Genomic DNA, 20,453 nt, shown 5'->3' with positions numbered 1-20,453 from the left:
CAATTAACGTAATAAAGTCAGCAGCGGCGCCTGTTCCTGCACCGGAGACAGGCCGCTGGTCAACACGTCCACGTAGTCATCGCTGTTGCTGATGATGATCGGCGTGGTGGTGTCATAGCCGGCGGCATGGATCGCCGCCTGGTCGAACTCGATCAGCAGATCGCCCGGGGCGACCCGCTCGCCTTCCCGCACGTGGGCGGTGAAATGCGCCCCGTCGAGCTTCACGGTATCGATGCCGACGTGGATAAGAATCTCCGCGCCGTCGTCCGATTCGATGCCGATGGCGTGTTTGGTTTTGAACAGCGACGCCACGCTGCCGCTGACCGGCGCCACTACGCGCCCCTGCTGCGGCGCAATCGCCACCCCTTTCCCCAGCAGGCCGCTGGCGAAGGTCGCGTCGTTCACCTGATCCAGCGGCACGATATCGCCGGCGATCGGGCTGAGAATGGCCTGTTTGCGGTTAAGCGGCGCGGCGGCTTCAGGCTGTACCGTCTCTTCCGCCGGTGCGACGCCGAACAGATAGCTGGCCAGCGCGGCGAACACGAACGACAGCAGGGTGCCGCCGATCGCGCCCCATACCGTGGCGTCGATGCCGCCGCCGGGGATAATCTGCGCAAAGGTGAATACGCTCACCAGGCCGAACGAGTAGACCGAGGTATGGAAGTAGCCAATCACCGCACCGCCCAGCGCGCCGCCGATGCAGCCGAAGATGAATGGGCGTTTGTTCGGCAGCGTGACGCCGTACACCGCCGGTTCGGTGATGCCGAAGATCCCGGCGCCGATGGCTGAAGCAGACAGCGCCCGCAGCTTGGCGTCGCGGGTGCGCAGCATCACGCCCAGCGTGGCGCCGACCTGCCCCATCACCGCCGGCAACAGCAGCGGTACCATGGTGTCGCGCCCCAGCACGCTCAAGTTGTTGATCATCAACGGCACCAATCCCCAATGCAGGCCGAAGATCACGCACACCTGCCACATCGCCCCCATAAAGGCGCCGGCAATGATCGGGTTAAAGGCGTAAATGCTCTGATAGCCGTTGGCCAGCAGGTGGCTGAGCCAGGTTGCCGCCGGGCCGATCAGCAGGAAGGTCAAGGGCACGGTGATCGCCAGGCACAGCAGCGGCGTGATGAAATTGCGCAGCGCGCTGTGGATCACCCGGTTAAACAACGGCTCCAGGCGGCAGGACACCCAGGCCGCAAAGATGATCGGGATCACCGACGAGCTATAGTTGATAAAAGTCAGCGGAATGCCGAAGAAATATTCGCGCACCGCGCCCGGCTGCTGCGCCGCTTCGAACGCCGCCATCATCAGCGGATGCGTCAATGCGCCGCCGATCGCCATGGTGACGAAGGGGTTGCCGCCGAATTTTTTCCCGGCGGTGTAGCCGAGCATGATCGGGAAGAAGTAGAACAGCGAGTCGCTGGCGGCGAACAGCATTTTGAAGGTGCCACCGCTCTCCAGCAGCCAGCCGCAGGCCAGGCTCAGCGCCAGGAAGCCTTTTAGGATCCCCGAAGCGGCCATCACCCCGAGCAGCGGGGTAAAAATGCCGGACACCAGATCGATAAAGCGGCTGAGCAGGTTGTCTTTTTTGCCGCCCGCGTCGTCGCTCGGCGCGCCCTCGGCCAATCCGCCGACCCGATTGACCGCGTCGAACACCTCCGCCACGTGGTTGCCCACCACCACCTGGAACTGGCCGCCGCTCTCCACCACCATGATGACGCCCGGGTTTTTCTTCAGCGCTGCCGCGTTGGCGCGATTGTCGTCGCGCAGCTTGAAACGCAGGCGGGTGGCGCAGTGCACCAAGCTTTTCACATTGTCGCGGCCACCGACGCCGGCCAAAATCTCACTGGCTAATGTGTCATATTTCATACGGTTATCCTTAGACTTCGCGTTCTGCCGCTCCCCTCCCCGCACTGGCCTGGCGCCGGGGCGAAATGCGGCGCAAAAAAAAACCTAAACCTCGCGGCCTCTGTCCCATCGGGGAACAGAAACGCGAGGTTTAGGTTTTGCCTGCCGCAGCAGTAACAACCCTAAATCGGTTGAGCTATGACGTTAACACCGTGGATTTTGCCGGGGCAAGGCTTTGCGCCGGCAAATTGCCGAACTGTGATCGCGAGGGCAAAACGGCCTCAATGCGCGAAATAATGCATGCCGCCATCTACCGGGATCACCGCGCCGGTGATATATCGCGCGAGCGGGGAACAAAGAAACGCCGCCAGATAGGCCATATCTTCCGGTTCGCCGAAGTAGCCAATCGGGATATGTTGCGCAATGAACGCCCGGCGCGCTTCATCGCAAGCGTATAAGCGCTCGCGGATCTGTTCACTGTTGATGCGCCCCGGCTGTAACGTATTGACGGTAATCCCCTGCGCAGCCACGTCGCTGGCCAATCCTTTGGCCCACAGATGCAGCGCGCCCTTGGCGGCGCTGGCGGCGCTCAGGCTGCGCGGCTCCATCGATCCGCTGATATTGATCACCCGGCCCCAGCCTTGCGCCTGCATGGCCGGCAACAGCGCCTGAGTCAACCGCCGGGCCGGTGTGAAGTTCAAAGCAAAGGCGTCATCCCAGCTGCGATCGCTGTCGTTCAGCGTCGTGGGGTGAAACGCACCGACCGCGTTGATCAGAATATCGACTGTCCCCGCCTGGCGCAGCGCCTGCGCCGCCAGCTGGGTTATCGCGTCGGGGTCGGTCACGTCTGCAACGGCTACCCACGGGCGCACCGCCCCTTGCCGTTCAACCTCATCCGCCAACGCCTGCAGCCGATCACCGCGTCGTGCGGTAGCCACCACCTTGACCCCTTGAGCAGCCAATACCCTGACCATGCCGGCACCGATCCCTTCGCTGGCGCCCGTGACCAATGCCGTACGGTGTTGCAACTGTAGATTCATAAGAAAACCTAACCTAATTTTTTCGATTTTAAAGGGAACATTCACACATTGAATCACACCGTTATTCGTGTGAATATTCCCTAAAATCTCATCATCAATGCGCAGGAATTCACCGATGTTTGACTGGCAGGATTTAAAACACTTCGTGGCGCTGGCGCGTACCGGTTCCTTGTCGGCGGCAGCGCGGGAGCTGGGTTGCGATCACGCCACCGTCGGGCGACGCGTAGCGGCGCTGGAACAGGCGCTCGGCCTGCGTTTGATCGTGCGTCGGCCACGCAGCACGCCCTTGACCCAGGACGGGCAGGCGATTGCCGGGCTGGCGGCGGAGATCGAGGCGCAAAGCCAGGCTATTGCCCGCCATGCGCGCAGCGCCGGCGCAACGCCACAGGCCGGGGTGCGCATCAGTGCGCCGCCGTCGATCGCCGCGCATATTCTCGCGCCGCGCATTGCCGCATTTAACCAGGCTTTTCCACAGATCGTCGTCACGCTGTCGGGTGAATCGGCGCTCGCCGAGCTGGATCGCGGCGAAGCCGACATCGCCGTGCGCATGGTGCGCCCACAGCAACCGGAGCTGTTGACGCAGCGCATCGGCATGATGCGCTACGCGCTGTATGCCGCACCGGAGCACGCGGCTCTGCCCGACGCGGCGCGCCGCTTTCTCGCCTATGACCATCACTATCGGCAGCAGCCGCATCAGCAATGGTTGGTGCAGCTGTTGCAGGGGCGTCCGGTGGTCTTTCAGGCCAGCGATCTGTTTTCACTGCAACAGGCGGCGCGTTCAGGGCTGGGCGCCGCCGTTTTGCCGACGTTCGTCGCCGATGGCGATCCGGAGCTGGTCGCATTGCCAACGGCCAACGCCGCGCCAACGCGTGAGCTTTGGCTGGTGACGTATCCCGATTTGGCGCGCACCGCAGCCGTGCGCGCGGTGATGAATTTCCTGGCCGAAACGCTCGGCAAAACGTGCCCATTGCCGGCATAAAGCATCAGAATGACTAATATAAATACTGGACAAAAGTCACGCAGGGGATTATTACTGGTCAACGCTTAATCGAGAGTAGGGATGGCAGTCACCATGGTGTTGCGTACTGATGTAGGACGGATTCTGATCACCGGCGCCGGCGGCCGGGTAGCCACGGCGTTTCGTCAGGCGATGGGCGATCGCTACCCGCTACGGTTGGCGGAACGGGATGTCAGCCTGCTGCGCGATCGGCAGCCCGGCGACGAAGTCATCAGCTTCAACATCGCCGATCTCGACGCCTGCCGCGCGGCCTGCGCCAATATCGACACCGTGTTGCATCTGGCGGCCGATCCCTCCCCCGATGCCGACTTCTGCGGTTCGTTGATGGACAACAACATTCTGGGCACCTTCAATATCTTCCGCGCGGCGAAAGACGCCGGCTGCCGCCGGGTGGTGTTCGCCAGCAGCGCGCAGGCGGTGGAAGGCTATCCGCTCGACTATCAAATCCGCCCGGATGACGCGCCGAAGCCGAAAAACCTGTACGGCGCCAGCAAGGCCTTCGGCGAAGGCATCGCCGCCTACTTCGCCCATCAGGAAGGGCTTTCCGCCCTGTCGGTGCGCATCGCCAACTTCACCACCCTGAGCCGGGGCGAACAGCTTAGCGCCCGCGACATGAGCGCTTTTCTCAGCCATCGCGACGCCGCCGATCTGCTGGAGCGCTGCATTCGTGTCGAAGGGGTGCAATATGCGGTGGTGCACGGGGTTTCCAACAACCGCTACAAACGTTTATCGCTGGAAGAGACCCGACGCCTGCTCGGCTACGCCCCGCAGGACGATGCGTTCAGCCTGCTGGGCTTTGAGTGAGCACGGCGGAGAGTTCCGCCGTGCAGGTACAACTTAGTTGCTGGCGTAGGCCACTTTTTCGGCCTGACGGTGGGTGAACAGCACCAGCAGCAACGCCAATCCGGCAATAATTGCGCCCATCACCGGCACGAAGCTGTATCCCAGCCCGGCGGAGACCACCGCGCCACCGGCGGCGGCGCCCAGCGCATTGCCCAGGTTAAAGGCACCGATGTTGACCGAGGACGACAGGCCCGGCGCTTCGCTGGCGACACGCATCACGCGCATCTGCAGCGGCGGCACCACGGCAAAGGTCGCCGCGCCCCAAATCACCATGCTGACTGCCGCGCCGATTTCACTGCGCGCCAGGAACGGGATCACCAGCATAATGACCACCAACAGCAGCAAGAAGCCCTTCAGCGTCGCGCTCTCGGAGCGGTCGGCGAATTTGCCGCCCAGGTAGTTGCCGATGGAGAAACCGACGCCGATCAACACCAGCATGGACGTCACGAACAGCGGCGTCGCATCGGTGATGTGCTGCAATACCGGCGAGATATAGGTATAGAGCGTGAACATCGCGCCCGCGCCCAGCACGGTCGTCAGCAAGGCGGACAGCACCTGCGGGCGTACCAATACCGACAGTTCGCGCTTCACATCCGGGCGCGCGCCGGCGCTGCCTTTCGGCAACGAGAACCACAGCCCCAACATGGCGATCACCCCTAACCCTGCGGTGGCCAGGAACGACATGCGCCAGCCGATGGTTTCACCCAGCCAGGTCGCGGCAGGCACCCCGCCGATATTGGCGATGGTCAACCCCATAAACATGGTCGCCACGGCGCTGGCCTGTTTCTCCTTCGGCACCACGCTGGCAGCTACCACGGAACCGAGACCAAAGAACGCGCCGTGGTTCAGGCTGGTGATGATGCGCGACAGCATCAGGGTGGTGTAGTCAGGCGCAATGGCCGACAGCACGTTACCCAGGGTAAAGATCGCCATCAGGAAGATCAGCGCGCTTCTGCGCGCCCGGTGCGAGAGCAGCAGCGTCATCAGCGGTGCGCCAACCATCACGCCAACGGCGTAGGCGCTGATCAACATGCCGGCCATCGGGATGGAGACGTCCACCCCTTTGGCGATGGTCGGCAGCAACCCCATCGGGGAAAACTCGGTCGTGCCGATGCCGAACGCCCCCACCGCCAGGGCTAATAAGGGAAAGTTAATTTTCATTCAACAACTCCGGTTAACCGCTGCCGAAGCGCGGGAAAGTTAAGATGCCAAAAGTATGACATTGATCACACCAAAGATAAGCAGGCAGGAGGCTAAAAGACTTTTGCGATTTTGTTAAAAATCGTGGGGAAAAACAGCCGCCGACTCTATCTCAGCAACGCACCGACAAGCAATAGCAGCCGTCGCCCGAGCGCACATCGGGTTCATTCGCACCACCTGTGCAAGCCGCCATACCGACCCATCGGCGGCTGCCGCAACTATTGAACACAGAGCAAAAGTGTTTTGTTATTGTGCGCGTTTTTAGAATTAAACGACGAAATATAATGGCCTCAGTAAAACATCAATGCCCTACGACCTAATTCACATAGAGGGAAGCGCCATGCTTTTTGACTCGTATTCTTTAAACGGTTTATCGCTGAACAATCGCATCGTCATGCCGCCAATGACCCGCTCTCGGGCCGGCGCCGGCGACGTCGCCACCGACATGATGGCTGAATATTATGCCCAGCGCGCCAGCGCCGGGCTGATCGTCAGTGAAGGCACGCAGATCAGCCAGCAGGGCCAGGGTTATGCCTGGACACCCGGCATTTACTCCCCGGAACACATCGCCGGTTGGAAAAAAGTGACCGACGCCGTACATCAGGCCGGCGGCAAGATCTTCGCGCAGCTTTGGCACGTCGGCCGCGTGTCGCATACCATTTTACAGCCTGGCCACGCCGCGCCGGTCTCCTCCTCCGCCATCCAGGCCGACGGGGTCAAGGTGTTCGTGGATGTCGAAGGTCGCGGGCCGGAACATGGCGTGGGTGAAATGGTGCAGCACTCCGCACCGCGCGCCTTAACGCGGGAAGAAATTCCGGCGATCGTTAACGACTACGCTCAAGCGGCACGCAACGCTATCGCCGCCGGTTTCGACGGCGTAGAGCTGCACGGTGCGAATGGTTATCTGATCAATCAGTTTATCGACTCGCGGGAAAACCAGCGCGACGACGAATACGGCGGTTCACTGCAAAATCGCCTGCGTTTCCTGCGGGAAGTCGCGCAGGCGGTAGCGGATGCCATCGGCAAAGAGAAACTGGGCGTGCGCCTGGCGCCGCTGACCACCCTGATGGGCTCGCAGGACGATACCCCGGAAGCCACCTATCTGGCAGCGGCCAGCGTGCTGAACGATATCGGCGCCGCTTACATTCACATCGCCGAAGCGGACTGGGATGATGCCCCGGTGATGCCGGCAGCGTTCAAAGAATCGCTGCGCCTGATTTTCCGCGGCACGCTGATTTACTCGGGCAAATACACGCGTGAACGCGCTGAAGAAGCGCTGGCCAAAGGCTGGGCGGATCTGATCGGCTTCGGTCGCCCGTTCATCGCCAACCCGGATCTGCCCCACCGCCTGCAACACGGGCTGGCGCTGAATGCGCCAATCAAAGAGAAATTCTTCGGCGGCAGCCGGGAAGGCTACACCGATTACCCGACGATCGGATAACGATTGCCGACAACGCCGGCTCAAGCCGGCGTTATTTTTTCTGTGCTTCGATCCAGTCGAGAAATCGCATCATTCTGTCGCTAAAATCCGCGTCATTCGCCTCTCCCACCGCGTGCGCTAACCAATAGTCCATTTCATCTCGCTGCTCTGCATAAAGCGCCAACAGCTGTTCGGCATAGTCGGTTAACGTTATCGGCCAGAACGGGCTTCCCTCGGCGCGCAGCATATTGGTGGCTCGGATCAGTTTTCTGGCCGCTTCGCGCTTTAAGCGCCTCTCATCCGATACCGTCCTGGCCTGCAGCAGTTGCTCCCGATAACGCGCCAATACGCGGGGCAAATCGGCATTGACCGCCAACGCGATGCGCCGATCGGGCTGAAACAGCGGAAAAGCGGCGGACAGGTCTTCGCCCCACAGGCAGCGGCAGTGATGCTTCAGCCAAAATCCCCAGGAATCGTGATGCTCCGGCGCCAACGCCTCATCAACGCTGCCGATATCAAAGTCGACCTTGCTCACGATCCGCTGCTCCAGCTGAAAGGCTTGCCGCCACGCCTCAAGGCGCTGTAACGCCTCACTATCGGCTGGCTTGTTGAGCAACAGCGTGATGTCCAGATCGGACACGCCGGGAAGGGCTTCGCCACGCGCGACGCTGCCGTAGAGGTAAATGCTGTGGATGAGTGCCGGGAATTGGCGTGGCAGCCCCGCCGTCAGCGCTTCCAGCAGCGGGATAAAAGCCCGCTGCAGCGGAAATGCCGCCACCGTGGGAATCAGCGCCACCTCATGCCCTCCCGTTGCGCACTTTGCCCGAGCGCATTTCGATGTTCCGCTGCAGTTCGCGCAGCCCGCCGGCCAGGAAGCAAGCTTCCGCCAGCACGAACAGCGGGCCGATGATCAGGCCCGTCACGTCATCCATAAACGCCGGTTTTCGTCCCTCCCAGAAATGCCCGACAAACTGAAACAGCCAGCCGATGACGAAGCCGCCGATGCCGACGCTCAGCCACGCCGCCGTCGACAGCGACGCCACCCAGGCGCCGACCCCGAGGCACAGCAGCAGCAACGCCAACATCATGACGCCAAGGCGCAGGCTCAGCCGCAGGTAATAGAGAGCCGAAACGATAACCACCGCGCAGGCCGGCGAGAACGGCAGCCACCCCGCACCCCATGCCGGCCGGGAGAGCAGCGTCAGCAGGCTGACGACGATCAGGGGGATGCCGATAAAGTGCGTGACGATATTGCGCGCATCACGATGATAGGCGGCGTAAGCGGCAAGTTGATCTTCCAGACTTCGCATGTTGACCTCCGGTATGTACGGCCTTCGTCGCCGAACGCGCGCAGCCGCATGCGGCTGCCCTTACCCATAGCTTAGCGCGGGATCACCAATACCGGTTGGCCAATCTCATCCAGCAGGCCACGCGTGACGGAGGCGTTCAGCCAGCGCCCCAACGAAGACAGGTGGCGGTGCGAGATGATCAGCAAATCGCAGTTGAACAGCGCCATCTGTTCCGGGATCACCTCGATGGGCGTCCCCGCTGCCAGCAAGCCCTGGGCGTTGAAACCCTGCTGCTTCAGCGCCCGCGTCACCTGACCGACCTGCTTTTCCGCCAGCGCCTCTTCCCGTTGAGCGGCGGGGTACTCCTCGCGCTCATCGCTGTCGAAACGCAGGCCGCTGCGGCTGAGCGTAAAGGCATTGTCTACCACCGTCAGCACGATCACGTCGCCGATGCAGCCTTGCAGGCGCGCCATAAAATCCAGGGCATTGCCGCTGTGTTCAAAGCAGTCCACCGCCAATAACACTCTCTCAATCATAACCATCCTCACTCGCCTGAGTTAAATCGCGCCCTTGAAGTTGGCTTCGCCCTTTTTCCAATACCCCTTGGCAAACAGCGCAGCGCGGGAGATACCCATTTCGTTGATAAAGCGCGCCTTCAGGTACGCGGCAATCTGGTGTTCGCAGGCCAGCCATACCTGCCCTTCGCCGGACGGCAGTTCGCAATGGCTGACGGCCTGCACCAGCGGGCTGTTCATCACGCTGTCAAAATGTCGGGTGCGAATTTGCCAGCTGTTCACCTGCAAAAAGGAATAATCGACATCCTGAATCTCCTGCGCATCGCCCACTTCGGCGAACCACAGCACCGGCAACGGGTCGGACAGCGAGGCGAGAATGGTGCGCATGGCGGGCAACGCGGTCTCATCGCCCAGCAACAGCAGCCAGCGAGTTTGCGGCAACAATCGGAAGCCGCCGGAGCAAGGGCCGGCGAACCCCAGCTTGTCGCCCGGCATCGCGTCGCGCGCCCAGTTCGACGCCGGGCCTTCGCCGTGCAGCACCATATCGATATCGAAAGTGCGGGCGAGTTTGTCGATGCCGCTCAGGGTGTAAGCCCGTCCGGCCAGCGTGTCGCGCCACGGGAAGAACACTTTGACCCAACTGGCCGGCTCCTGCGCGCGCGGATCGGCGATAAACTTATCCACATCGTCGCCGCTCAACGTGATGCGGCGGATCCGGGCGGTGACTTGCCGCACGGCGCTCACCCGGGTCTCCCGTTTGCGGCGGGTGTCTCTTTCCAGCATCTCGTCGACAATCTTATTCAGCGTGTTGTGCATCAGCCTTCTCCTGTGGCGCCGCCGACGGGTAGGTGTGTTCCCAGCCGCCGCCCAGCGCTCGATAGATATTCACCACGGCGATCGCCGTCTCCTCCTCTGAAACAATTTGCGCGGACTGCAGATCCAGCAGCGCACGCTGCGTGCTCAGAACGTGGATAAAATCGCTCGCACCGTTCAGATAGCTGTCGCGCGCCAGCGCAAACGCGTGTCGGTTGGCGGCCAGCGCCTCGGTCAGGTGCGTCTGGCGGCGCTGCTGGGCGCGATAGCCGGAAAGCGCGTCGTCGATCTCGTGCCAGGCGCGCAGCACCGTTTGCTGGTAGGCGATGGCCATTTCCTGCTGCCGGTATTCGCTCAGGCGCACCCGTTGGGTGATTTTCCCTCCGTCGAACAGCGGCAAATACAGGGCGGGGCCGATGGCGAAGGTATGCGTGGACCAACTGCCCATATCCGCCAGCGCCAGTGCCTGATAGCCCGCATTGCCGGTCAGCGTGATGCGCGGATAGTAGTCGGCGGTGGCGATGCCGATCTCGGCGGTTGCCTGATGCAAACGCTCCGCCGCTTCGCGAATATCCGGCCTGCGCAGCGCCAGATCCGACGGCACGCCCATCGGCACCGCGCGCGCCAGCGTCGGCAGCGGCCCCGTCGGCGACAACATCGCTTTCAGCGCGCCCGGCCGCTCGCCCAACAGCAGGCTGATGGCGTTGATCAAGCGTTCCTGCCTATCGAACAGCGCCGGCAGCAGGGCATCCACCTGCGCCAACTGCACCTGCGCCTGATCGACATCCAGTTCGTTGCCCGCGCCGCTCTGATAACGGCTTTGCGTCAGCTGCAGCGTGCGCAGCGCCGTGGCGCGGTTTTCCTGCGCCACCGCCAGCTGTTGCTGCGTGGCGCGCAGGCGTAGATAGTCGCTCGCCACCTCCGCCGTCACCGACGTCAGCAGTGCGCGCCGGTTCTCCTGCGAAGCGGCAAAGCCGGCGCGCGCACTTTCCGACGCGCGACGCAGCTTGCCCCACATGTCCAGCTCCCAGGTGGCGCTGGATCCGCCGCGCCAGAGGTTATAATCCGCCTCTCCGCCGTTGCCGGACGGATCCATGCTGCCCACCGAGGTGGCGCGCTGGCGCTGATAGGCGCCGTCCAGGCTCAGATCCGGCATCAGCGCCGCCTCTGTCACGCCCAGCAAGGCGCGGCTTTGCTGCATGCGCGCCGTGGCGAGCTGCAGATCCAGGTTGCCGGCCGCCGCGCGCTGCACCAGTTGCGACAGCGACGCATCGTTGAATATCGACCACCAGGCCACCGGCAGCGCCCCGCCGCCGGCCTGCTCACCCCAGCTCTCGGGCAGCGCGTTCTGCGGCCGAGCGTAGTCCGGCCCCACCGCCCGGCAGCCGCTCAGCGCAATCAGCAGCAGCGGGATCACGGCTCTGTTCATTGCAGGCCCCCGTCCAGCGTATTGATGCTGACGTCCGCAGACATGCCGACGCGCAGGGCGCTCAACAAAGCGGCGTGCTCTTTGTTGATATCAAATACAATTTTCACCGGGATGCGCTGAACGATCTTGGTGAAGTTGCCGGTGGCGTTCTCCGGCGCCACGGCCGCGAAACTGACGCCGGAAGCCGGCGCGATGCTGTCCACCTGCCCTTTCAGCGTTTGGCCGGGAAAGGTATCGATATGGATGTCCACCGACTGCCCGTGCGCAATGTTTTCCAACTGGGTTTCCTGGTAGTTGGCGATGATGTACAGCTTGTCCTGCGGCACGATGGCCAGCAGCGCATCGCCCGGTTTGACGAACTCCCCGACCCGCAGGCTTTTCTTGCCGATCACGCCGCCGATCGGCGCGGTGATGCGGGTGTAAGACAGGTTCAGCTCGGCCATCGCTTTCTTCGCCTGCGCCAGCATCAGCTCGGCATCGCTGTCCGCCAGCTTGGCTTGCAGCACCTGCTCCATGTTTCGCGCCGCTTTAAGCGTCGCCTCCGCCTGCGCCACATTGGCGGAAAGCGTGTGCACTCGCGTTGTCGCCTGCTGCGCCGCCTGCTGTGAACCCGCGCCGCTGCTGGCCATTCTCTGGTAGCGGTTCTGCTCCTGGCGCGCAAACGCCAGCTCCGCCTGCGCCGCCTGCCGCTCCGCCTGCGCGGCGGCGATCAGCGCGCTCTGTCGGGTCTGGTTGGCCCTGGCGTCGTCCTGGCGGGCGCGGGCGGATTGCTCCTGCGCCGTCGCCTGCGCCAATGCGACGTTGAATTCACGCGGATCGATCACCGCCAGCAATTCCCCCTGTTTGACCCACTGGTTGTCCCTGACCAACACCTGCGCAATTTCACCGGCAATCTGCGGAGAAATACGCGAGATATCGGCGCGAATATAGGCGTCGTTGGTATTCTGCTGTGTCTCTTTAATAAAGAACTTATTGATTAATAACCCCAGCGTAATGACGGCAACCGCCAATACGGCGACGGCGACTTTCTTGTTAGCCATAAAAGTGACTCCAATTAATATTTATTTCTGATGATAAAATGTCAGGCAGCGACCGAACGCGGCGGATAAATACGGGTCGGCATAACTAAAATCAGCGCGGTCAGTAATAACGCCAGGCCGGCAACCAACAGATAAAGATCGGCGCTGGCCAGCACGTGGCCCTGCCGGGCGGCAAGCTGCGCCAGCTGCTCCGCCGACCCCGATGCGCGGCTGTAGGCCGAGCCGAAGCCGTCGGCGATCGTACTGGCGTGATAATCCCCGCGCTGCCGGCTGAGCAGCGCGATGGCGCCGCCGGCAGCGGTGGCGGCGAAACCTTTCACCGCGTTGAACCAGGCCGCCGCAAACGGCCCGTCGGTCGGCAACAGCCCGCCGGTCGCCTGCATCAGCAACGGGATGATCGCCATCGGTTGAGCGACCGCCTGCAACAGCGCGATGACGCGGAACGTGTCGCCGTTCCATTCCGGCGTCAGCTGAGCCGCCAGCACGCAGGCGGTGGCCATCAACAGCAGGCTGATCGCCAGCACCCAGCGGCAATCCACCCGCGGCGTATTGCAAATTATGGCGACGATCGGCAGCGTAATTAATTGCGGCAATGCGACCCACAGCATTAAGTCGGAGGTTTGTTCCTGACGATAACCCTGAATCGTGGCTAAATATCCCGACGTGATATTAACCAGCGACACCATAATTAACAGCACGCCACCCAGCGTAATTAAGGAGAAAGACAAATTCCTTTTGCTTAATAGCTGCAAATTAAAAAAAGGCAGCGGGTGATACCATTCGTTAATCAGAAATAACGCCAATAATCCGCCGCCGCCCAATAATAAAAAGTAGATCAGCGGCGAGTTCAGCCAGTCGAGGCGCTCCCCCTGTGAAATACCCACCGTCAACATGCCGAGCGCCATGCCGCCGAGCAGCAGGCCGCGCCAGTTGAACTGCCGCAGGCGCTCCAGCCGCAACGGATCCTGCGGCAGGCCGTAACCGATGCACACGGCGGCGATCGCCATCAGCGGCAGGTTCCAGTAGAAATACCCGCTCCAGCCCCAGTGAAAGGCAAAGGCGGCGGCGGTAGCGCCCAACGTAGCGCTCCAGGCCGAGACCCAGCCGTAGGCACCCAGCCCCAGCACCTTGATCAGCGGCGGCATAAAACGCAGCACCACCGTCATCAGCATCGGCGGCAACGCGCCGCCGGCGAAGCCCTGCAGGCTGCGCACCGCCAGCAGCACGCCATACTGATCTCCCAACCAGGGCGTCAACAGCCCACCGGCCAGGTAAATGCCGCACATCGTCAACGCCACCCGGCGCAGCGAAAAGGTCGGCCAAAAACAGGGCGTGAACCCGGAACCGATCACAAAGCCGGTGACGTAGCATGTGGTCAGCCAGCTGCCGACATCGAAGCTCAGCAGCATGCCACCCTGTATATCCGCCAGCGCAAACTTGCTGGCGTTTTCCCCCACGCCGCTGGCCATCACCGCCAAAAACACGCCGAACAACCCCAGCCAGGTACGGCCGTTGATTTCACCGGCGCTGGCGAGCCATCGATTTTTGTGGTGCGGCGTAACAGACACCTCAACCATTCCCCACTCCTGCTGTTTCAGCCTCAATCTTTGTTGTCGTGGGCAGTATCCGGAGTTATTTCGATTGTTTAAAATGAAATGATGTAATTAACTAGTTGCACAAAACGCAACCCATTGAGCGCACCCCCCCGGAGAGGCCATGCCGCAAAAAATTGATTTCAACCTGATCTATGCGCTGAATCTGCTGCTGGAAGAAGGGAGCGTGAGCGGCGCCGCCGAGAAGATGAATCTGAGCGCGCCGGCAATGAGCCGCATTCTCGGGCGCATCCGCCGGCAGTTCGACGACCCGATCATGGTCAGAGCCGGTAAGCATCTGGTGCCGACGCCGCGTGCGCTGGAGTTGAAACGCCAGCTCGGCGACATCATCGAGCAGGCCACTGCGCTGATCGCACCGAGTGATGCGTTCGAACCCGGCAAGCTGACCAGAACCTTCACCATTCGCGCCAACGATATCTTTATCGGCGCGCTGGCGGGCGGATTGCTGGAGACGCTGCGGGAATCGGCGCCGCTGAGCGGCCTGAAATTCATCGCCGAAAGCGACGGCGAGGATGACGCGCTGCGCAGCGGCAAAGTGGATCTGGTGATCGGTTCCTCACGCGACTGGCACCCGGAAATCAAGACGCAGAGCCTGTTCACCAGCACCTTTCAGGCGCTGGTGCGCCCTGGGCACCCGATCATCGGCCGGGTAACGCCCGAAACCCTGACCCATTACCCGCATATCAGCGTTTCTCGCCGCGGACGCACGCAGGGGCCGATCGACGACGCGCTGCGCGATCTCGGCCTGCAGCGCAACGTCGCCCTGACCCTGCCGGGCTTTCATTCGGCGATGATGCTGACCATGAAATCGGACTTTATCCTGCCGCTGCCGCGCCACGTGCTGCAGGGGGTGAGCAACATCCACCTGCCGTTGGCGGAGCTCGAGCTGCCGCTCGAGCTGGAATCGGTGTTTATCGTCCAGGCCTGGCACCCGCGCCTGGATCGCGATCCGGCGCACCGCTGGCTGCGGCAGACCATCAAGCAGTTCTTTTTGCAGCGGGAGTGAGGGGGTTCGCCGCCCATAATACCCCCTTCAGCGCATTACGGCACTGCCGCCAGAAGCCTCGCTAACGGTGAGCCACGCCCTGCGCCGGCAGGGGCAAGTTTATCGTGATTAACAGCCCTTTGCCGGCCGGCAGACTGGCCTTTATCGTTCCGTGATGGGCAACGCAAATCGCCTTCGCAATGGAGAGCCCGAGCCCGCTGCCGCCGGAATCGCGCGCGCGGGAAGTCTCACCGCGAGTAAAACGCTCAAACATTTGCGGCAAATAATCCTGTGCAACGCCAGGCCCCGTATCTTGAAAAGCCAACACGATTTCCTGTGCGGTCTGTTCGAGACGAATGCACATTCGATCGCCCTGGCTACAATAACGAAGCATATTTTCGATAAGTATGCTGAATACCTGACCTAGTCTGAATTCATCCCCAATAAAATGAAGCGGCCCGCCCTCCTCGATAGAGATGGACATGCCCGCAGCCTCCAACTGAGGTTTGAGCCAGGCGACTCTCTCCTTTAACACGCTATTGATAGTAAAAACGTTTTTACTTAATTTCAGTTGGCCCGCACTGGCCAGAGAAAGGAAATACAGATCGTCAGTCAAATAACTCAGGTTTTTTAATTGCGTCATCACCATATTCAGCTGTGCCTGACTCGCAGGAAACACGTTGTCTATCATGCCCTGAAGGCGGCCCATAGCCCCGGTCAACGGTGAACGCAACTCATGGGCCAACGCCACATGCGACGCTTTTATTTCACGCTCGTATAAAGCGAGTTTATTGACCATCTCATTGAAATTTATTGAGAACCTTATTATTTCATCAGGACACGCCTGGACCAGCTCGGCTTGTTGCTTAAAATTTCCCTGAGCCACGGTTTCCGCAACGTCGGTGAGATTTCGGAATTGGGCGGTAAGAGGGCGTGCGATGCGCACGCACATTAACGTTATCAATGGAACGACAACGATCAGGAAAATAAGCAGCCATCCCCAATTTAAAGAAGTCAGCGAAGGTGTACTGTAATCCAGCCCCCAATACGTATCGACGATCTCATGAAACGCCTCTATGTCCAGGCTGGGGTTCTCGCGCAGCACCAAGAATCTTTCGTAAACCGATGCCGGCATTTCATGAATGACATAAAAATACTGGGCAGCAAAAATGCCCCACATCGCCAGAATAATGGTAAAAAGCGTCACGATGGCGACGATGACGATACGAACAGACACCCAAAACAAAAGAGATTTATTTTTCCTTTTCATGATTTGCAAAACCTATAGCCGACGCCGCGCACATTAAAAATCACGTTATCAACGCCTGCCGCTTCAAGCTTTCGTCTTAGATTATAAACATGCGTATCCACCACTCTTTCGAGCGCATCGCTTTCAGGTAAACATTTTTCAAGTAATAGCTGACGACTCAGTGGCCGTGTCGACGCTTTCATTAACGTACTGAGAATGGAAAATTCGGTTAATGTTAAATCCAGAACATGGGCGCCGTCCTCGCTCGTGATGACTCTCGCTACCATATTAGCGATATCCAGTTCGAGCCTTTCCCAGCGCAATATTTCTTCGCCAACCAGCTGACTTCCGCCGCTTCGTCTTAACACTGCCTGCACACGTGCCATAACTTCACCGGGGTTATAGGGTTTAACGATATAATCATCCGCACCATAACGAAGAGCGCCAATTTTATCATGAGGTTCCCCCATGGCCGTGATCATGATAACCGGCGTATTCACCTTGCGCCTGAGCGCCGCCAATATTTCCGTTCCATTCATATCAGGCAACATCACATCTAGTAATATGAGATCGGGTTTCCAGGTTAAAGCCGTATTCAAACCAATCAGCCCATTCCCCACCACCGCGACATTATAGCCTTCACGCTTAAGGTAAGCCTCCAGTACATTTGCCGCATCGACATCGTCTTCAATGACTAGAACCCGTTTATTTTGCATCTCATTCCCCTGAAGGATCTTGGCTATTTATTGATTATTCATTGACGGTTAATTGACAAATCATCGGCATACTCCGCCTTGCGTGAACAGTCTTATCATACCGATACACATAATACCGAGGCTCATAATGTTAGAAAAGAAAATCATTAAAAATACGTTGGCTCTGCTGATAATATCCAGCATTCCACCCAGCCATGCAAGTAATAACGATAACAGCGGAACGGCATTTACCGTGAGCCTTGGCGCGGCATCATCACCTAAATACAGTGGTTCGAATGAGCAAACCTGGGGAGCCGCACCGCAATTTCATTTCCAACAGGATAACTTTTTTGTCGATTCAATGAATGGTGCTGGTTTTCGTTTCCAAAGCGAGAACGGTTTATATTTCATTCCAACGATAGGCTATGATTCAGGGCGAACCGATGAAGATTCAGGTTGGCGTAAGGGCTCTGACGCGCTTAAAGGCATGGGGGATATTTCAGCAACCGTTAACACTGGCTTAGCCTTGGGATGGGCGGTAACGCCATGGTTGGTCTTAGAGGGAAAAGCCACCCTGCCGCTGAGTGATGGCCAGGGGATATCTTACGCGACCTCCGTCGATTTCATTCCTGTTCTGGATGAGGAGGATACCGTCGCGCTAAAAATCAGCGCATTATTTGCAGACTCTCGCTATATGAACACCTGGTACGGCGTTAATAGCACGCAAAGCGCTAATTCGGGTTACTCACGTTATAACAGCTCGGGCGGTTATTACGGTACCGACGTGAGCCTGACGTGGGCGCATCAGTTTACCGAAACCTGGGGTGGATGGGTTGGTATTAACCATACCTGGCTGGGGGATAACGCCGCCAATAGCCCTATCGTTAAACAAAAGGAGGGGACAACGGGAGTCGTGGCAATAAGCTACACGTTCTAAGCCAGTGCAAAAACCTGAAACCGCAAAGTGACGTTCAGAAGAGTAATGGGACTTTAAAGATCCTCCACTCAATAGCTTGCTGTAATTAAAGTTTCATTACTCTTCAACCGACGATTCAGGAAAATTTGACTGATGAAGTTAAAAACTGGGGTTTTAACGCGGTTTTCAAACGCTTTAGTAACGGTTTGAATATATAAAGCCTGGGGGCATTAACGCATTGCGGTACATCATGAGAAGAGCACGACTTGAAATCACAGGTTATTGCTCCTGCTCCGTTGCCGAGTATGGCAATACCGCTTTGAATGCCGGAACATGGGCTTTCATGACAATGAATCGCGGTGATGAATATTGATACCAGTAAAAAGATTAACGACATGGTTTTCACGATGGCTTTCCTCATCACAGTTTAACTGTCTGAATGGTTTATTCACCCAAAATGAAAGCATGCCAAAAAATCATCAACCCAGTGTCAATCCACTGCAAAGAAACGCTCAACATGGCGCCAAAGTGAAAACACCCCGGTCTTCCAGACCCGGATAGCCGGATTAAATATGCAGTTATTCATTTTCTACAAAATGAATCAGACGTTATCAAACCGAGAGTCGATACCGCAAAAACAGGATGAATTTATGTTTCTAAAGATTGCCTATTACCTTTTAACCCTATCATCAACGCTTGCGTTATCCGGCTGCGTTTCGCTTTTCTAATCGTCAGAGGCCTGAATGAAGTCACTCATTTACATTTCTGTTCTGTCATCCATTTTTTTACTCAGCGGCTGTTTATCCATCGGCACGCACCTATTCAATAAGTAGCCGTAGTAATCCCTCGCGCAGCCGGACAATCTCATTGTCTGGCTGCAAGATCTCATATCCATCTAGGTGGACGGTCATTTATGCTGCAGAGCTCGGCTAACACAGAAGAACAAGGGAGACGATGATTGGCGGAAGATCACAGGAGTATAAAAATCAATGCAACATACTGTTATTAAAAAACAATTTAATACTACACAGTCAGAATATACACACGCATATACATGTTTGCTACCGATACATTCAGAGTTGTTTAAATTACAGACAATACCGGCGCTTACTCCACTTACAAAAAAGATTTATCGAAAAACTGTTCACCCTATACACATTTTTATTTTATCCTTTTATTTCAATGCATTGATTGGTGTTTAGCCATCTTTTCAGTGCACCCCCCTGTTCACCTGCCAAGTGCACACTCTTAATCACAGGCACAAAAAAACCGGCCTGAGCCGGTTTTGAGAGCGCTTGTCGTTATGATATTGGCCGTTCAGTGGCCGTTAGGATACCCTAGTGTTGCTGCATATTTTCGGGTCACTGCCACTATAGGCGGCACAGCGATTGAGCGTCCAATGGGTTCGGCAGATCAATCATGGTTTATTGATCGGCCTAGCCGATCAATGCGTAATTGCATCGGACTTGACTATCCGTTTACATTTTTACTTGGCGACCGTTTGCCAATTACTTGGCCATTACCAATAAGATCTGACCGTACACATTCGATGTGTGAAAGAGTTTCGTCTGAACGTCTGCCGTGTGCCAGAAGCCGACGTTTTCTTTGAGCCTGAACTGCCAAAGTTCTATCAGTATCAAAACCGTTAAACTGTGTATGCAGCAAAGCGGTTTTCAGGTAATCCGGGACTGAGATCAGATTCAGCTTTGAGCAAAGCACCGTCATATTCTGACAGCGCAGTGAGTCCCACTGCAGCCGTGGTGCAATAGAGACGGGTAAAACCCTCACCAGCGAGTGTCGGACAGGTGCTCTGGATTCCGGGTGACGTCAGAATAGCGTTTGTGGTCCCATCCGGGCGGTAACAGACAACACGGTTCCCACCCCATTCAGCATTCCATAGATAGCCTATCGCATCCACGCAGGAGCCATCAGGCGCGCCGCTGCCTTCGCTTTCGGCGAACACGCGCTGGTTCTGCAGCGAGGGGTAATCACAGCACATTATCCGACCCTGCATCGAGTCACAATGATAGAACGTGCCACCATCGGGGCTGAAACATATGCTGTTCGGTATAGCGACATCGGGCAGTGCAAGCGTCTCAACAGTCAGCGTTGCCGCGTTAAGCCGGTGAAACTTACCGATGACTTTAACGGGATAACCATCATCCATCGTTCCGAAGACAAAATTACCGGCACGGTCACACCGTCCATCACCTATGCGGGTGCCGGTATCTCCAGGTGAAGCGGCCACAGGGATAAGCAGACCGGTGATGAGATCATAGAAAGCCAGCCTGGACGCGAATCCCATCAGCAGAATGTGACTTTGTTCAGTCAGTGCAAAGGAGCCAAGGCGTTCAGGCAGCGACCAGCGCATTACAGTGTTATTGCCTTCTTCCAGTGCGAGCAGTTCACTGGCTTCAATGTCAGTCCAGTAGAGCCTGCGGGTTCTTTCACACCAGAGCGGGCACTCTCCGAGCGTATTCCTGACCTCAGTTGCAATTGAAAACATGATAATCCTCCGGACATAAAAGGTCGTACTGCACGAT

The 20,453-nt window shown here is 58.3% G+C and carries 18 protein-coding genes; 5 read left to right on the top strand and 13 right to left on the bottom strand.

What is annotated here, in order from left to right; all coding sequences use genetic code 11:
• Positions 1-3 precede the first annotated feature (3 nt).
• A complete protein-coding gene (bglF, locus tag GUC32_RS00510) occupies positions 4-1,866 on the bottom strand; it encodes a PTS beta-glucoside transporter subunit IIABC (RefSeq protein ID WP_025304826.1) in 1,863 nt (620 codons plus the stop codon).
• Positions 1,867-2,126: 260 nt separating this feature from the next.
• Positions 2,127-2,885, bottom strand: a complete 759-nt coding sequence (locus tag GUC32_RS00505; RefSeq protein WP_043142316.1) for an SDR family NAD(P)-dependent oxidoreductase — start codon at positions 2,883-2,885, stop codon at positions 2,127-2,129.
• A gap of 115 nt (positions 2,886-3,000) precedes the next feature.
• Here GUC32_RS00505 and GUC32_RS00500 point away from each other — a divergent pair, with 115 nt between their 5' ends.
• Entirely contained in the window at positions 3,001-3,864 is an 864-nt protein-coding gene (locus GUC32_RS00500; RefSeq protein ID WP_049205737.1) for a LysR family transcriptional regulator, read from the top strand.
• Between the two features lie 93 nt (positions 3,865-3,957).
• A complete protein-coding gene (locus tag GUC32_RS00495) occupies positions 3,958-4,707 on the top strand; it encodes an NAD(P)-dependent oxidoreductase (RefSeq protein ID WP_043142321.1) in 750 nt (249 codons plus the stop codon).
• Positions 4,708-4,740: 33 nt separating this feature from the next.
• On the opposite strand, the gene GUC32_RS00490 is transcribed toward GUC32_RS00495, so the two are convergent.
• The gene (locus GUC32_RS00490) at positions 4,741-5,907 is read right to left on the bottom strand and encodes an MFS transporter (protein WP_025304822.1); all 1,167 of its coding nucleotides are present in this window, start codon (positions 5,905-5,907) and stop codon (positions 4,741-4,743) included.
• A 379-nt stretch (positions 5,908-6,286) separates the two neighbouring features.
• Between GUC32_RS00490 and GUC32_RS00485 the strand changes: the two genes are divergently transcribed.
• Positions 6,287-7,387: an alkene reductase gene (locus GUC32_RS00485; RefSeq protein ID WP_043142322.1), complete on the top strand. Its 1,101-nt coding sequence runs from the start codon at positions 6,287-6,289 to the stop codon at positions 7,385-7,387.
• A gap of 31 nt (positions 7,388-7,418) precedes the next feature.
• On the opposite strand, the gene GUC32_RS00480 is transcribed toward GUC32_RS00485, so the two are convergent.
• The 7 genes from GUC32_RS00480 to GUC32_RS00450 all read right to left on the bottom strand — a co-directional run bounded on the left by GUC32_RS00480 (position 7,419) and on the right by GUC32_RS00450 (position 14,029).
• Entirely contained in the window at positions 7,419-8,162 is a 744-nt protein-coding gene (locus GUC32_RS00480; protein ID WP_099816924.1) for a nucleotidyltransferase domain-containing protein, read from the bottom strand.
• Position 8,163: 1 nt separating this feature from the next.
• A complete protein-coding gene (locus GUC32_RS00475) occupies positions 8,164-8,676 on the bottom strand; it encodes a DUF962 domain-containing protein (protein ID WP_049205736.1) in 513 nt (170 codons plus the stop codon).
• A 71-nt stretch (positions 8,677-8,747) separates the two neighbouring features.
• A complete protein-coding gene (locus tag GUC32_RS00470) occupies positions 8,748-9,191 on the bottom strand; it encodes a universal stress protein (protein ID WP_025304818.1) in 444 nt (147 codons plus the stop codon).
• A 21-nt stretch (positions 9,192-9,212) separates the two neighbouring features.
• Positions 9,213-9,986 (bottom strand): siderophore-interacting protein, encoded by a 774-nt coding sequence (locus tag GUC32_RS00465; protein ID WP_369435483.1) that lies wholly within the window; start codon positions 9,984-9,986, stop codon positions 9,213-9,215.
• Entirely contained in the window at positions 9,967-11,412 is a 1,446-nt protein-coding gene (locus GUC32_RS00460) for an efflux transporter outer membrane subunit (protein WP_049209007.1), read from the bottom strand. Before GUC32_RS00460 ends, GUC32_RS00465 begins: the two co-directional genes overlap by 20 nt.
• Positions 11,409-12,452, bottom strand: a complete 1,044-nt coding sequence (locus GUC32_RS00455) for an HlyD family secretion protein (protein WP_049209008.1) — start codon at positions 12,450-12,452, stop codon at positions 11,409-11,411. Before GUC32_RS00455 ends, GUC32_RS00460 begins: the two co-directional genes overlap by 4 nt.
• Before the next feature lie 41 nt (positions 12,453-12,493).
• Positions 12,494-14,029, bottom strand: a complete 1,536-nt coding sequence (locus tag GUC32_RS00450) for an MFS transporter (RefSeq protein ID WP_049209009.1) — start codon at positions 14,027-14,029, stop codon at positions 12,494-12,496.
• A gap of 139 nt (positions 14,030-14,168) precedes the next feature.
• Between GUC32_RS00450 and GUC32_RS00445 the strand changes: the two genes are divergently transcribed.
• Positions 14,169-15,071 (top strand): LysR family transcriptional regulator, encoded by a 903-nt coding sequence (locus tag GUC32_RS00445; RefSeq protein WP_025304814.1) that lies wholly within the window; start codon positions 14,169-14,171, stop codon positions 15,069-15,071.
• 61 nt (positions 15,072-15,132) lie between these two features.
• Here the strand turns inward: GUC32_RS00445 and GUC32_RS00440 are convergent, their stop codons facing one another.
• Complete coding sequence (locus tag GUC32_RS00440) at positions 15,133-16,320, bottom strand: cell wall metabolism sensor histidine kinase WalK (RefSeq protein ID WP_049209010.1); 1,188 nt, start codon at positions 16,318-16,320, stop codon at positions 15,133-15,135.
• Positions 16,317-17,015: a response regulator gene (locus GUC32_RS00435; protein ID WP_049209011.1), complete on the bottom strand. Its 699-nt coding sequence runs from the start codon at positions 17,013-17,015 to the stop codon at positions 16,317-16,319. The genes GUC32_RS00440 and GUC32_RS00435 overlap by 4 nt, the downstream gene beginning before the upstream one ends.
• 127 nt (positions 17,016-17,142) lie before the next feature.
• Between GUC32_RS00435 and GUC32_RS00430 the strand changes: the two genes are divergently transcribed.
• Entirely contained in the window at positions 17,143-17,931 is a 789-nt protein-coding gene (locus GUC32_RS00430; protein ID WP_025304811.1) for a MipA/OmpV family protein, read from the top strand.
• A gap of 1,624 nt (positions 17,932-19,555) precedes the next feature.
• On the opposite strand, the gene GUC32_RS00425 is transcribed toward GUC32_RS00430, so the two are convergent.
• Complete coding sequence (locus GUC32_RS00425; protein ID WP_101452813.1) at positions 19,556-20,416, bottom strand: SMP-30/gluconolactonase/LRE family protein; 861 nt, start codon at positions 20,414-20,416, stop codon at positions 19,556-19,558.
• Positions 20,417-20,453: the final 37 nt, after the last annotated feature.

This window comes from Serratia sp. NGAS9 (assembly GCF_009905295.1).
GTDB lineage: Bacteria > Pseudomonadota > Gammaproteobacteria > Enterobacterales > Enterobacteriaceae > Serratia > Serratia bockelmannii.
This window is presented reverse-complemented; position numbering and strand designations above follow the sequence as displayed.

Excerpts from the sequence above, each read along its gene's own strand:
- bglF (WP_025304826.1), bottom strand. The coding sequence starts at position 1,866 with ATGAAATATGACACATTAGCCAGTGAGATTTTGGCCGGCGTCGGTGGC.
- GUC32_RS00505 (WP_043142316.1), bottom strand. The coding sequence starts at position 2,885 with ATGAATCTACAGTTGCAACACCGTACGGCATTGGTCACGGGCGCCAGC.
- GUC32_RS00500 (WP_049205737.1), top strand. The coding sequence starts at position 3,001 with ATGTTTGACTGGCAGGATTTAAAACACTTCGTGGCGCTGGCGCGTACC.
- GUC32_RS00495 (WP_043142321.1), top strand. The coding sequence starts at position 3,958 with ATGGTGTTGCGTACTGATGTAGGACGGATTCTGATCACCGGCGCCGGC.
- GUC32_RS00490 (WP_025304822.1), bottom strand. The coding sequence starts at position 5,907 with ATGAAAATTAACTTTCCCTTATTAGCCCTGGCGGTGGGGGCGTTCGGC.
- GUC32_RS00485 (WP_043142322.1), top strand. The coding sequence starts at position 6,287 with ATGCTTTTTGACTCGTATTCTTTAAACGGTTTATCGCTGAACAATCGC.
- GUC32_RS00475 (WP_049205736.1), bottom strand. The coding sequence starts at position 8,676 with ATGCGAAGTCTGGAAGATCAACTTGCCGCTTACGCCGCCTATCATCGT.
- GUC32_RS00470 (WP_025304818.1), bottom strand. The coding sequence starts at position 9,191 with ATGATTGAGAGAGTGTTATTGGCGGTGGACTGCTTTGAACACAGCGGC.
- GUC32_RS00465 (WP_369435483.1), bottom strand. The coding sequence starts at position 9,986 with ATGCACAACACGCTGAATAAGATTGTCGACGAGATGCTGGAAAGAGAC.
- GUC32_RS00460 (WP_049209007.1), bottom strand. The coding sequence starts at position 11,412 with ATGAACAGAGCCGTGATCCCGCTGCTGCTGATTGCGCTGAGCGGCTGC.
- GUC32_RS00455 (WP_049209008.1), bottom strand. The coding sequence starts at position 12,452 with ATGGCTAACAAGAAAGTCGCCGTCGCCGTATTGGCGGTTGCCGTCATT.
- GUC32_RS00450 (WP_049209009.1), bottom strand. The coding sequence starts at position 14,029 with ATGGTTGAGGTGTCTGTTACGCCGCACCACAAAAATCGATGGCTCGCC.
- GUC32_RS00445 (WP_025304814.1), top strand. The coding sequence starts at position 14,169 with ATGCCGCAAAAAATTGATTTCAACCTGATCTATGCGCTGAATCTGCTG.
- GUC32_RS00440 (WP_049209010.1), bottom strand. The coding sequence starts at position 16,320 with ATGAAAAGGAAAAATAAATCTCTTTTGTTTTGGGTGTCTGTTCGTATC.
- GUC32_RS00435 (WP_049209011.1), bottom strand. The coding sequence starts at position 17,015 with ATGCAAAATAAACGGGTTCTAGTCATTGAAGACGATGTCGATGCGGCA.
- GUC32_RS00430 (WP_025304811.1), top strand. The coding sequence starts at position 17,143 with ATGTTAGAAAAGAAAATCATTAAAAATACGTTGGCTCTGCTGATAATA.
- GUC32_RS00425 (WP_101452813.1), bottom strand. The coding sequence starts at position 20,416 with ATGTTTTCAATTGCAACTGAGGTCAGGAATACGCTCGGAGAGTGCCCG.